The following is a 12,792-nucleotide window of genomic DNA, read 5'->3' as shown; positions in this document are numbered from 1 at the left end:
GACTCGTCGCCGAGCACCGTCGGAAGGTAAAGACGCCTCTATCGACGTGTGAGGTGTGTCGCGAAGCGGTGGGTGAGGGCGGTCGGGGCGGTGATGGCGGTGCCGACGACCACGCTGTGGGCGCCCCGGGCGAGCGCTTCGGCCGCCTCCTCGGGGGTGCCGAGCCGGCCCTCGGCGACGACCGGGGTGCCGGTCGCGCGGGCGAGGGCGGCGACCAGTTCCAGGTCCGGGCCCGACTGGCGCGGGGAGCCGGGCGCGTATCCCGACAGGGTGGTGGAGACGAAGTCGGCGCCCTGCCGGGCGGCGAGCACGCCTTCCTCCAGCGTGGCGACGTCCGCCATGACCAGGGCGCCCGCCGCGTGCACGGCGGTCACGAGGTCGGCGAAGGAGCCGCCGTCCGGGCGGGGGCGCGCCGTGGCGTCCGCGGCGACCACCTGGGCGCCGGCCTCGGCGACGGCGAGGGCGTGCCGCACGGTCGGGGTGATGTAGACGCCGGTGTCGCCGTCCTTCCACAGCCCGATCACGGGAACGGTGACGGCGGCGGCGACGGCGGCCACCACCTCGGGGCCGTTGACACGGACGGCCGCGGCGCCGCCGGCCTCGGCCGAGCGCGCCAGCCGGACCAGGGTCGCGGTGTCGCGCATCGGGTCGCCCTCGGGGGCCTGGCAGGAGACGATCAGCCGGCCCGCGACGGCGGCTACGGGCGAGGGGGTCGTGGTCATCGGGGTCCTCCTGTGAAGTGCGGGGACGCGGTGCGGGTGAGCAGGGCCGCCCCCAGGACGGCCGCGTCGGAGCCCAGGCGCGGAGGGACCGGGCGCAGTCGGCGCAGCGGAGCCATCAGTTCGGCGCGGAAGGCGTCGGTCAGCGCGGACCAGTACAGGTCGCCGATCCGGGCTACGCCGCCGCCGATCACGACGCGGTCCGGGCCGAGCGCGTTGGCCAGTCCGCCGAGGGCGCTTCCCGTGGCCCGCGCCCCGGTGGTGATCGCCTGCCGTGCGGTGGCGTCACCCGCGGCGGCGCGTTCCGCCACGGTCTGGAGGCGGTCGGCGGTGCGGCCGCTCAGCCGCTCGTACAGGGCGGTGATCGCGGGTCCCGAGGCGATCGCCTCCAGGTGGCCGCTGCCGCCGCAGGTGCAGGGCAGGCCGGTGGCCTCGGGGCTCGGCACATGTCCGAGGTGGCCCGCGATGCCGGCGCTGCCGTGCAGCATGCGGCCGTCCACCGCGACGGCGCCGCCGACTCCGGTGCCCACGGCGACGTAGACGAGGGAGGCGTACGGGTCGGCGGATTCGGCGAGTTCGGTGGCGGCCGTGGCGCGTACGTCGTTGTCGCAGGCGACCGGCAGCCCCGTACGGTCGGACAAACCCGCGGCCAGCTCGGTGCCGGCCCATCCGGTGATGGAGTCGGTGGCGCTGGTGACGACGCCGGTGCGCGGGTCCACGACTCCGGCGGCGGCGACTCCGATCGCCCGGGCGCCGTCGTCCACCTCGCGGGCCGCGGCGGCGAGCGCGTCGAGCACGGCCGGCGCGCCCGCCCGCGCCGGAGTCGGGCGGGTGTGCCGGCGCAGCACCGTGCCGTCCGGGCCGACCAGGGCGGCCGCGATCTTGGTGCCGCCCAGGTCGAGTCCGATGACGGGAGTGGTGTCCGGTGCCGGGGTCCGCGTCATCGGACCGGGATGAGCCCGGCGGCGCGCAGCCGCGCGTCGACCGCGGCGACGGGGGCGGCGCCGAGCTGGATCTGCGGGAAGGCGGTGTCACCGCAGTCGATGACGCCCAGCAGGCGCAGCGCCGCCTTGAACGCGCCCAGCGCGGAGGAGCTGCGGCCCATCTCGGCCTCGGGCCCCGCGTCGACCATGCCGAACAGGTCGGCGAGCCGCTCCTGCTCCTGGACGGCCAGCTGCCAGTCGCCGGCCCTGGCCGCCTCGTAGAGCCGGACGTAACCGGCGGGGTCGACGTTGCCGAGGCCGGGGACGACGCCGTCGGCGCCGGCCAGCAGGGCCGCGTCCACGGTCAGTTCGGAGCCGGTGAGGACGGAGAAGCCGGGTACGGGGCCCTCGGCGCGGCCCTGGCGTCCGCCGAGGGCGAGGAGCAGGCGGCGCAGGGAGCCCTCGTCGCCGCTGCTGTCCTTGAGTCCGGCCAGGGTGCCGTCGGCGGCCAGTTCGAGGATCAGGGCGGGCGAGAGCTTGCTGTGCACGGAGACCGGCAGGTCGTAGGCGAACAGCGGCAGGTCGACCGTCTGGCGGATCCTGCGGAAGTGGGCGGCGATCTCCCGGGGGTGGGTGCGGGTGTAGAACGGCGCGGTGACGACCAGGGCGTCCGCGCCGATCCGGGCCGCCTCGCGGGCGTGGTCGAGGACGCGGGGGGTGGTGGTGTCGATGACGCCGGCGAGGACCGGTACCCGTCCGTCGACCACGTTGACCACGGTCTCCAGGGCGGTGCCCCGCTGCTCGTCGGTGAGGTAGGCGACCTCGCTGGTCGAGCCGAGGGCGAAGAGCCCGTGGACGCCGCCGCCGAGCAGGTGCTCGACCAGCCGGGCCAGGGAGGCCGTGTCGACCTCGCCGTGGGCGTCGAGCGGGGTGCACACGGGCGGGACGACCCCGCGCAGGGGTGCGGTCAGAGGCATGGGGGCTACTCCATGGGCTGATGGGCCGGGTGACGGAACTGCGGATCGCGGCGGGCCGCGAAAAGGACGTCAGATGTCTGACGTCTGAACCATAAGACGCGGCCGCCCGGGTCGGTCAAGAGGGGGATGGCTCACACTCTCGACTCCGACCCGGGCGGCAGGTCCGTATGGGGAACGACGTCCGGAGCCCGCCGGTACGGGCGGGCGGCTTACGGCGGGCGGGCGGTGCGCTTGGGCGGTCGCCCGCGACCGGCGGACGGTGGGCTCGGACGGTCGCCGACGACCGGTGGGCTCCGGCGGTCCCCGGTGATCCATGAGGCGGTGCGCTTGGGCGGTCGCCGACGACCGGTCGGGCGGTGTGCTTGGACGGTCTCCGGTGATCCGTCAGGCGGTGCGCTCGGCCTCGCTCCGCGCGCCGCCCCGGCCCGCGTGCGCCTGCGCCTCCGCCAGCCGCCTGCGCACCGGCGCGTAGTGGCCGGAGAGGGCGTGCACGAAGCCCTCGACGTCCCCCTGCCTGGCCGCCCGCACGATGGCGCGGTGGTCGGCGATGGTTCCCGCCTCGGCCTCCTCGGAGATGCCCTCCAACTGGGGCGCGACGATGGCGTAGACGTCCCAGAAGGCCAGCGAGAGCTGACTGACCAGCTCGTTCTCCAGCGGCTTCATCAGTCGCTCGTGGAAGGACCGGTCACATTCCGCGAAGCCGCGGTCGTCATGGGCGCCGCGCCGGTCCATCTCGTCGACGAGGGCGTCGAGGGCGTCGAGATCCTCGGGCCCGAGGGTCGCCATGATGCGCGCGGCCATGCCGCGTTCGATCAGTTCCCGCACCTCGACCAGCTCGGACAGGATCCGGAAGTCGTCCTTGGGGCTGAGCAGGCCGCGGAAGGCCAGCCCCTCCACCAGCGCGGACAGGCTCAGCCGGCCGACGTACGTGCCGTGACCGCGCCGCACCTCGACGATGTCCAGCACCGCCAGGGTCTTCACGGCCTCGCGGATGCTGGACCGGCTGGCACCGAGGGCGGTGCACAGTTCCGCCTCCGACGGCAGCGGGTCCCCCGGCTTGAGGTGATTGTCGAGGATGTAGCTCTTGATCGCCTCCGAGACCTCCTGACGCAGTGACGGCCTGACCGCCGCCCGGACCTCTTGCGGACGCGACGAATTCACCTCTTGACCCCTTCTGCTCAATGAAGCTACCTTCACAGCCTATCAAGGTCGGACATCAGACGTCTGATGACGGGACCTCAATTCCTCTTTCGTTTCCTCGCTTTGTGCCGCCCCCAGGAGGGACCTCTCGTGTCGTACAAGACGCCCGTCGGCATGGATCGTCGCAGATTTCTGCGCTATGCGAGTGCCCTCGGGGCCGCCTCGGCCCTGACCGCCTCGATCTCCGCGTGCAGCGGCCCGGCCTCGACCGGCTCGGACACCGGCGCGAGCGGTGGAGGAGGGACGGACACCATCGAGACGGGCATCTCCTACGCCCTCTCGACCGGCTTCGACCCGATGACCGCCTCGGGCGCCACGCCGATCGCCGCCAACCTGCATGTCTTCGAGGGCCTGGTGGACCTGGATCCGGCCACGCTCGAAGCCCGGCCCGGCCTGGCCACCGCGCTGCCGGTCAAGGTGAACGCCACCACCTACCGTGCCACCCTGCGCGAGGGCGCCACCTTCCACGATGGCTCCGACGTCACCGCCGAGGACGTCGTGTACAGCTTCGAGCGGATCCTCGACGAGAAGAACGCCTCCCTGATGGCGCAGTTCCTGCCGTTCCTCGACTCGGTCGGGGCGGTCGACGCCAGGACGGTCGAGTTCAAGCTGAAGTATCCCTTCGCGCTGTTCCCCGGCCGCGTCTCGGTCGCCAAGATCGTCCCCAAGAAGCTGGTGGAGGCGGACCAGAAGGGCTTCGACGCCCTGCCGGTCGGCTCGGGCCCGTACCGGATGGTCTCGGCGACCCGCGAGGACAAGATCGCCTTCGAGGCGTACGACAAGTACAACGGCAGCCACCCGGCCAAGGCGAAGAAGATGGTCTGGCGCCTGGTCTCCGACCCCGCCGCCCGGGTCAGCGCCATGGAGTCGGGCCGGGTGCAGGCCATCGAGGACGTGCCCTACCTCGACGTGGACCGCCTCGCCCGGAAGGTGAAGGTCGAGTCCGTGCAGTCCTTCGGCCTGCTCTTCCTGATGTTCAACTGCAAGAAGAAGCCCTTCGACGACAAGCGGGTGCGCCAGGCGCTGCACTACGCGCTGGACACCGACAAACTCATCACCACGGCCATGGCCGGCAACGGCACGGCCGCGCGCAGCTACCTCCAGCCCACCCACCCCGACTTCCACCAGGCCGCCACGGTCTACGGGCACGACCCGGCCAGGGCCAGGAAGCTGCTCGGCGAGGCCGGCGCCGAGAACCTCTCGGTCACGTTGCTGACCACGGACACCGGCTGGGTCAAGGACGTGGCCCCGCTGGTCAAGGAGAGCTGGGACGCCATCGGCGTGAAGACCACGCTGAGCATCGGCCAGTCCTCGGCCCAGTACGCCAAGGTGGACGCCGGCTCCTACACGGTCCTGCTCGCCCCCGGCGACCCGTCCGTCTTCGGCAACGACGTCGACCTGCTGATGCGCTGGTACTACTCCGGTCTGTGGCCCGAGAGCCGCTACGGCTGGGGCGGGACCGCCGAGTACAAGAAGGTCAACTCCCTGCTGGACAATGCCGCCCAGGCCACCGACGAGGCCACGCGCAAGGACCTGTGGGGCCAGGCCGTCGACCTGGTCGCGGACGCCGCCGCCCTCTATCCCGTCCTGCACCGCAAGCTGCCCACGGCCTGGAACGACAAGGCGCTGCGGGGGTTCAAGCCCCTGCCGACGACCGGCCTGTCGCTCCTGGACGTCAGCCACGCCTGACCCACCGTCCGGCGCCGACGCAGCGGCGGCGGGCTCGGCCCACTCCGGCCGGGGGCCCGGTGGGCGACTGCCGCGGCTGCGGCGGCTGCCGGGCGGTGGCCGCGGGCCAGTGCCCGCCGGGCGGTGGCTACGGCTCGGTGCCTGTCGGGCGGTGGCTACGGGTCGGTGCCTGTCGGGCGGTGGCTACGGCTCGGTGCCTGTCGGGCGGTGGCTGCCGAACGGCTATCGCCGGCCCGGTGTCCGCCGGAGAGCTGCCGGGCCGGGAGCCTGCTCGGTGGCTGCCGTGCCTCGGTGTCTGTCGGACGGATGCCGTGCCCAGAGGGCTGCCGGGCGGCTGCCGTGCCGGCGCTCGCCGGGCGGTTGTCGCAACTCCTGCCTACCGGGCGGCGGCTGCCGTACCCGGCCTCGCTGGGCGGCTGCCGCGGATCCGGTGTCTGCCGAACGGCTGACGCCGGCTCGGCAACCGCCGGCAGGCTGCCGACACCCGGCGGGCTCGCTGAGCGGCTGCCGCACCGGCGCTCGCCAGGCGACTTCCGCACCCCGGCCCCGCCGGGGATGGCAGCCACGGCTCCCGTGCCTGCCGTCCGGCTGACGCCGGCCCGGCGCCCGCCAAACGGCTGCCGACGCCCGGCGGCCCGCTGGGCGGCTGCCGCGCCAGGGGCCCGCCGAGCGGCTGACGCACCGGCACCCGTCGGGCGGTTGCCGCAACCCGTGCCCAACAGTCGACTTCCGCACCCCGGCCCCGCCGGGCAGCAGCCACAGCTCCAGTGTCTGCCGAACGGCTGACGCAACCCCCGCACCGCCGGACGGCTGCCGACGCCCGGCGGCCCGCTGAGCGGCTGCCGTACCGGCGCTCGCCGGGCGGCTGACGCAACCCCGGTGTCCTCCCCTTCTCTAGGAACCCATGATGGTCACATTCCTCCGGCTCGCGCTGCGCCGTCTGGCGATCACGCCGGTGATGATCCTCGGCATCACGCTGCTCGTCTTCGTGGTGCTTCAGTTCTCGCCCGTCGACCCCGCCTACAACGCCCTGGGCGACGGCGCCTCGGCCACGGCCCGCGCCGCCTTCGCCGAGGCCAACGGCCTCAACGACCCGCTGCCGGTGCGCTACGTCCGCTTCCTCGGCCGACTGCTGAGCGGCGATCTCGGCTCCACCGTGCCGCCGAGCCAGCCGGTGCTCGACCGGATCTCCGTCGCGCTGCCCCTCACCCTCCAGCTCACCGCGCTCGGCCTGGTGATCGCGATCGTCCTCGCCCTCGTGCTCGGCGTGACCGGCGCGGTCTTCCGGGACCGCTGGCCCGACCAGCTCACCCGGGTGCTGTCGATCGCGGGAGTCGCCGTCCCGTCGTTCTGGCTCGGGGTACTGCTCATCCAGCAGTTCGCCCTGAACAACCCGGTGTTCCCCACCGGCGGCTACGTCAACCCGGCCGACTCCTTCAGTGGCTGGCTCAGGTCCCTGGCCCTGCCCGCCTTCGCCCTCGCGGTCCCCGTCGCGGCCTCGCTGGCCCGTCTGGTGCGCACCTCCATGGTGGCCGAGCTGGACCGCGACTACGTACGGACCGCCACCGGCAACGGGCTGCCCCGCCACGTCGTCGTCCGGGGCGTGCTGCGCAACGCGCTCATCACCCCGCTGACCGTGCTCGGCGTACGGGTGGGCTACCTGCTCAGCGGCGCGGTCGTGATCGAGACCATCTTCGACCTGCCCGGCATGGGCAAGCTGATCCTCGAGGGGGTCACCGGCGGCGACGTCGCACTCGTCCAGGGCACCGTGCTCACCATCGCCGTCGCCTTCCTGGTCGTCAACGTCGTCGTCGACCTGCTGTACCTGCTGGTCAACCCGCGTATCAGGACGGTGTGACATGTTCCCCAGAAGCGGTCTCGTCAGGAGACTGTCCCGCCCCGGCATCCGGTTCCGGGCGCTTCCGTCGTCCTCGCGGCTCGCCCTCGGCGTGCTGGCGGTCGTAATCCTCGCCGCCGTTTTCGCGCCGCTGATCGCCGCCGACCCGCTCGCCACCGGCGTCCCCGTCCAACCACCCAGCGGCGCCCATTGGTTCGGTACCGACCGGGTCGGCCGGGACATCTTCGCGCGTGTCGTCTACGGCGCCCGGTACTCCCTGGTCATCGGTCTGGGCTCGACCGCCGCCGCCCTGGTGCTGGGCGCCGTCCTCGGCTCGCTGGCCGCCACCTCGCGCAAACTCGGCGACGAGTCGGTGATGCGCACGCTCGACATCGTCATGGCCTTCCCGCCGATCGCCCTCGCGGCCGTGCTGGTCACCGTCTTCGGCACCAGCCTGCCCGTGCTCATCCTGTGCATCGCGTTCGTCTACATGCCCTCGCTCGCCCGCGTGGTGCGCGCCAACGTCATGGCGCAGTACGGCGAGGACTACGTGGCCGCCGAGAAGGTGATCGGCGCCCGCCGCGCGTACATCGTGGTCCGCCACGTGGCCGTCAACTGCGCCGCGCCCGTCATGGTGTTCGCCACCGTGCTGGTCGCCGACGCCATCATCTTCGAGGCCAGCCTGTCCTTCATCGGGGCCGGTGTGCAGGACCCCGACCCCAGCTGGGGCAACGTCCTGTCCTACGGCCGGCAGATCCTGCTGTCGGGCGGCTGGTGGGCCACCCTGCTGCCCGGCCTCGTGCTGCTGGTGACCGTACTCGCCCTGAACATCCTGTCCGAGGGCCTCACCGACGCGGCGGCGGCCCCGTCCGACGCCCGCGCGGACGACGGTGATCCGCAGCCGTCGACGCCCTCCGTGACGGGATCCACCGCGTCTACCGCATCCACCACGTCCAGCGCGGACGGGAGTACCGATTCCGCCGCGGACGTCGACGCCGCGCTCGCCCGGCTCTCCGCGCGTGTGCTGAGTGGACCGTCCGCCTTCACCCCGCTCGCCGACGACGCGGCCGAGCTTCTGGTCGTGGAGGACCTGACCATCCGCTTCCCGGACCGCTACGGCGACACCCGGGTCGTGGACGGCATCTCCTTCTCGGTCCGCGAGGGCGAGACCCTCGGCCTGGTCGGCGAGTCGGGCTGCGGCAAGAGCATCACCAGCCTCGCCGTCATGGGGCTGCTGGCCCGCAACGCCGAGGTCGGCGGTCGCGTCGAGTACCGCGGGCGTGATCTCCTGGAGCTCGGCCCCCGGCAGCGCCGGGCCCTCAACGGCCCGGAGATCGCCATGGTCTACCAGGACGCGCTCTCCTCACTGAACCCCTCGGTGCTCGTCGGCCGTCAGCTCAAGCAGCTCACCAGCCGCGGCGGTACCCAGACCCCCGCCGAACTGCTCGAACTGGTCGGCCTCGACCCGCGGCGGACCCTGCGCAGCTACCCGCACGAACTCTCCGGCGGCCAGCGTCAGCGCGTACTCATCGCCATGGCGCTCTCCCGCAGCCCCCGCCTGCTGATCGCGGACGAGCCGACCACCGCGCTCGACGTCACCGTCCAGGCCCAGGTGGTGGAACTGCTCGAACGGCTGCGCGACGAGCTCGGCTTCGCGATGATCCTCGTCTCCCACGACCTCGCGCTCGTCGGCGACCTGTCGCACCGCATCGCGGTGATGTACGCCGGCCAGGTCGCGGAGGTCGCCGAGACCCGGTCGCTGCTGTCCGCGCCCGCCCACCCGTACACCCGCGGGCTGCTCGGCTCGGTGGTGTCCCTGGAGGCGGGCGCCGAGCGGCTGCACCAGATCCCCGGCATCGTCCCGGCGCCGCGCCGCTTCGGGGACGGCTGCCGGTTCGCCTCGCGCTGCGCCGCGGCGACCGACCTGTGCCGCACCACCCCGCCCGTCCCCGGCGGCGGGCCCGACCACAGCGCCGCGTGCCACCACCCCGTGCCGGCCGCCCTGCTTCAGGAGAGCAACCGATGATCCGGCTCGACCACGTTCACGTACGCCACAAGGCCCGCGGCGGCGGCCTGTTCGACCGGAGCCACGTGCACGCCCTGACCGATGCCTCGCTGGAGGTTGGGCGCGGCGAGATCGTCGGCCTGGTCGGCGAGTCCGGCTGCGGCAAGTCGACCCTGGCCCGGGTGCTGACGGGTCTGCAGCGGCCCACCGAAGGCACGGTCACCTTCCACGGCGAGGACCTGTGGACAATGCCCGGCGCCCGGCGGCGCGGCGAGTTCGGCTCCTCCGTCGGCGTCGTCTTCCAGGACCCGTCGACCGCCCTGAACCCGCGGCTGCCGGTGGGCCGGATCCTGCGCGACCCGCTGGACGTGCACCGGCGGGGCGGCGACAGGGAGCGCGACGCGCGGGTCGAGGAACTCCTCGACCTGGTCGGCCTGCCCGCGCACACCCTGCGGGCTCTGCCGGGACAGCTCTCCGGCGGGCAGCGCCAGCGCGTCGCCATCGCCCGCGCGCTCGCCCTGGAACCGGAGTTGATCGTCGCCGACGAGCCGACCAGCGCCCTCGACGTGTCGGTACGCGCGCAGGTCCTCAACCTCCTGGTGGACCTGCGGGACCGGCTGAACCTCGGCATGGTGTTCATCTCGCACGACATCCAGACCGTGCGGCACCTCGCCGACCGGCTCGCGGTGCTCTACCTCGGCCGGATCGTGGAGGAGGGCCCGGCGCGACGCGTCGCCGACTCCCCCGCGCACCCGTACACCCAGGCCCTGCTGTCGGCCACCCCGAGCCTGATGGAGCGCAGCGAACGCATCGTGCTGCACGGCCCGGTGCCGTCCGCGGTCAACCCGCCACCGGGCTGCCCCTTCAGCACCCGCTGCTGGAAGGCCGACGACGCCTGCGTGACCGCCTTCCCCGCGGCCCGGTCCGACCCTGACGAGTCCCACCGCTGGCACTGCGTCCACCCGCAGACCGAGGACGACCGGTCGTAGCGAGGACGTCGTGTACGGGCCCTCTCCCCCACCCTCCCGGGGTGGGGGAGAGGGCCCGTACCGAACCGCTCCGACACGGTCACGCGTCCGGTTCGTGCCTGAGGCGTTGCTCGGCGAAGGCGACCGCGTCCCGATGACCGAAGAGACCGGGCAGGCCTCCCGTGTGGAGGAACACCGTCTTCTCACCGGGCACGATGTCCCCGTCCCGGACGGCGGAGATGAGCCCTGCCAAGGCGCGGCCGGTGTAGACGGGGTCGAGGACGATTCCTTCGGTGCGCGCCGCCAGCAACAGCGCGTCAGCCACCTGGTCGGTGAACGCCCCGTAACCCTCGCCGACTTGGTCGTGACGGACTCTGAGGTCCTCGGCGGTCGGGGCCGTCGCCGAGAGGGGGGCGGCGAACTCGCATACGGCGGCGGCGACTTCGGCGCGGGCACCGGTGTCGACGCCGAGGACACGTTCCGCGCCGAGTCCCGCGACAAGGCCGGCCATCGTGCCTCCGGATCCCAGTGCCACCACGGTATGGCGCAGATCGGGGACCTGTGCCGTGAGTTCCTCCGCACAGCGCAGGTAGCCGCGCGCGGCGAGCGGACTGGAGCCTCCGAAGGGGATGAGAGCGGGCCGCTCTCCTCGACGCCGCAGTCGCTCGGTCACCGCCGCGGCTTCCTGCGCCAGACGGTCGGCGTCGGCATCGCCGGCCCAGACGATACGCGCGCCCAGCAGGCCGTCCAGTGCCAGGTTGCCCGAGTGCGACGCTCCGGGGGAACCCGGGAAGACCAGCACGGCGTTCATGCCGAGCCGGGCGGCCGCCGCGGCGGTGAGGCGGGCGTGGTTGCTCTGCGGGGCTCCGGTCGTCACCAGTGTGGCGGCCCCCTCGGCGAGAGCCGCTCCCACGGTCCACTCAAGCTTGCGGATCTTGTTTCCGCCGCCGCCGAGCCCGGTCAGGTCATCACGCTTGACCCACAGATCGTCCGGCCGAAGGCCGATGGCAGCGGCCAGGCGGGGAAGCGGCTCGACAGGAGTGGGGAACGTACCGAGGTCGACGCGACGAGGCGGCAGTGTGGTCATGAGAGCCCGTTCCTGGACGATCAAGGGCCGGTCTCGGATGTCTCCGAAATCGGCCCTTGTTCTGCGACTGTCTCCAGTCGGAGTGACAGGATTCCCCCGGTCGCCATGGTACTTCGAATCCTGAGCACATCCTGACACTCCATCAGCTGCCCGGGGTCCATGACGTCGGTCATTCGGGTAATGGTCCGCGGGGTGGCGGACGGTTTGGGTTTTCGGCGGTGCGCCGAATCTGCTTCGAGGTTCGACGGTGGCGGGGCTTGGGGGCGTGGCCGGGTGGTGCCGGCGGGCTTTGCAGGTCAGGGTGTCAGGACGACCTTGCCGGTGACGGTGCCGGATTCCGCCAGACGCAGGGCCTCCGCGGCCCTGGCGAGCGGCAGTTGGGCGGCGATGGGGGCGGTGATGTCGCCGCGGCGCAGAGCGGTGAGAACCTCGGTGAGATCGGTGTGCAGCCGGGCGCGGAAGCGGTTCTTGTTCAGCGTCCGGCCTGCCCAGATGTTGTAGAAGTGGGCGCGGCGGCCGTTGGGCAGGATGTTCCAGAGCCAGGTGCGAGCGAGGATCTTCAGAACGGGCCACTGCTTGGAGCCGGTGTCGTCCCGGGTGGAGGCACTGCCGTAGCAGACGAGGGTGCCGCCGGGGGCGAGCAGGTGCCAGGAGTCGATGACGCTGCGCCCGCCGACGTGGTCGAAGACGGCGTCCACTCCCCCCGGGGCCAGCTTGCGGACCTGGGCCGGCACGTCTCCCGTGCGGTAGTCGACCGGGGTGACATCCAGTTCCCGCAGGGCGTCGTGGTGCCGGGCGGAGGCCGTACCGATCACCTTCACACCGGCGGCGCGGGCGAGTTGAACCAAGATCAGGCCCACGCCGCCGCCGGCGCCGTGCACCAGGACGGTCTGCCCGGCGCGCACGCGGGCGGTGCGGTGCAGCATCTGCCAGGCGGTGATGCCGTTGACCACCACGGTCTCCGCCTCGGCCGCGCCCAGCCCCTCGGGGACCTCGACCGCGTCCTGCGCGTCGACGAGCACGTGGCTGGCCCAGCCGCCGACCTTGACCAGCGCGGCCACGCGCCGTCCGGCCAGCCCGGGGTCGACCCCCCGGCCGATCGACAGCACCCGGCCCACCAGGTCGTAGCCGGGCACGAACGGGAACGGCGGCTGGTCGTAGTACCGCCCGCGGCGCATCTGCTGCTCGGCGAAGGAGACCCCGGTCGCCTCCATGGCGATCACGATCTGCCCCGGACCGGGGTCCGGCACGCTCGCAGGCCGGACCTGCAGGTCTTCCGGGGCCACGACGCCCGGCAGAACGACCTCGACGAAGGGGTGGCTGCTCACGACCACCCTCCTTTCCCTAGCAGGTTATCGCACTCGCTAGAAGTTCTAACGCAAGTTCT

General features: G+C 72.9%; 10 protein-coding genes. 4 read left to right on the top strand and 6 right to left on the bottom strand.

The features are described from left to right. Window positions 1–38 precede the first annotated feature (38 nt). From ACIP4X_RS21245 to ACIP4X_RS21230, 4 genes are all read right to left on the bottom strand, one after another. Window positions 39–722 carry a putative N-acetylmannosamine-6-phosphate 2-epimerase gene (locus ACIP4X_RS21245; protein WP_391454711.1) on the bottom strand — a complete coding sequence of 228 codons (684 nt, stop codon included), beginning with the start codon at window positions 720–722 and terminating at the stop codon, window positions 39–41. Beyond that, complete coding sequence (locus ACIP4X_RS21240; protein WP_391454712.1) at window positions 719–1,663, bottom strand: ROK family protein; 945 nt, start codon at window positions 1,661–1,663, stop codon at window positions 719–721. The genes ACIP4X_RS21245 and ACIP4X_RS21240 overlap by 4 nt, the downstream gene beginning before the upstream one ends. Beyond that, window positions 1,660–2,619, bottom strand: a complete 960-nt coding sequence (locus ACIP4X_RS21235; RefSeq protein WP_391454713.1) for a dihydrodipicolinate synthase family protein — start codon at window positions 2,617–2,619, stop codon at window positions 1,660–1,662. The genes ACIP4X_RS21240 and ACIP4X_RS21235 overlap by 4 nt, the downstream gene beginning before the upstream one ends. Window positions 2,620–3,003: 384 nt before the next feature. After that, complete coding sequence (locus ACIP4X_RS21230; protein WP_358730468.1) at window positions 3,004–3,780, bottom strand: FCD domain-containing protein; 777 nt, start codon at window positions 3,778–3,780, stop codon at window positions 3,004–3,006. Window positions 3,781–3,933: 153 nt separating this feature from the next. Between ACIP4X_RS21230 and ACIP4X_RS21225 the strand changes: the two genes are divergently transcribed. From ACIP4X_RS21225 to ACIP4X_RS21210, 4 genes are all read left to right on the top strand, one after another. Further along, on the top strand, window positions 3,934–5,508 hold the full coding sequence (locus ACIP4X_RS21225) for an ABC transporter substrate-binding protein (protein WP_391454742.1): 1,575 nt from the start codon (window positions 3,934–3,936) through the stop codon (window positions 5,506–5,508). A 907-nt stretch (window positions 5,509–6,415) separates the two neighbouring features. After that, window positions 6,416–7,366: an ABC transporter permease subunit gene (locus ACIP4X_RS21220; RefSeq protein ID WP_391454743.1), complete on the top strand. Its 951-nt coding sequence runs from the start codon at window positions 6,416–6,418 to the stop codon at window positions 7,364–7,366. A gap of 1 nt (window position 7,367) precedes the next feature. Further along, a complete protein-coding gene (locus ACIP4X_RS21215; protein ID WP_391454714.1) occupies window positions 7,368–9,371 on the top strand; it encodes an oligopeptide/dipeptide ABC transporter ATP-binding protein in 2,004 nt (667 codons plus the stop codon). Further along, window positions 9,368–10,339: an ABC transporter ATP-binding protein gene (locus tag ACIP4X_RS21210; protein ID WP_358730465.1), complete on the top strand. Its 972-nt coding sequence runs from the start codon at window positions 9,368–9,370 to the stop codon at window positions 10,337–10,339. Before ACIP4X_RS21215 ends, ACIP4X_RS21210 begins: the two co-directional genes overlap by 4 nt. A 79-nt stretch (window positions 10,340–10,418) precedes the next feature. On the opposite strand, the gene ACIP4X_RS21205 is transcribed toward ACIP4X_RS21210, so the two are convergent. Together ACIP4X_RS21205 and ACIP4X_RS21200 are read right to left on the bottom strand one after the other, a co-directional pair. After that, window positions 10,419–11,405 (bottom strand): D-cysteine desulfhydrase family protein, encoded by a 987-nt coding sequence (locus ACIP4X_RS21205; RefSeq protein WP_358730464.1) that lies wholly within the window; start codon window positions 11,403–11,405, stop codon window positions 10,419–10,421. A gap of 296 nt (window positions 11,406–11,701) precedes the next feature. Then, a complete protein-coding gene (locus tag ACIP4X_RS21200) occupies window positions 11,702–12,733 on the bottom strand; it encodes a medium chain dehydrogenase/reductase family protein (protein ID WP_358730463.1) in 1,032 nt (343 codons plus the stop codon). Window positions 12,734–12,792: the final 59 nt, after the last annotated feature.

It is taken from the genome of Streptomyces sp. NPDC088817, from assembly GCF_044750345.1.
In the GTDB taxonomy this organism is placed as follows: domain Bacteria; phylum Actinomycetota; class Actinomycetes; order Streptomycetales; family Streptomycetaceae; genus Streptomyces.
Note: the sequence above shows the minus strand (reverse complement) of the source record. Positions and strands in the feature narration are given on the sequence as shown.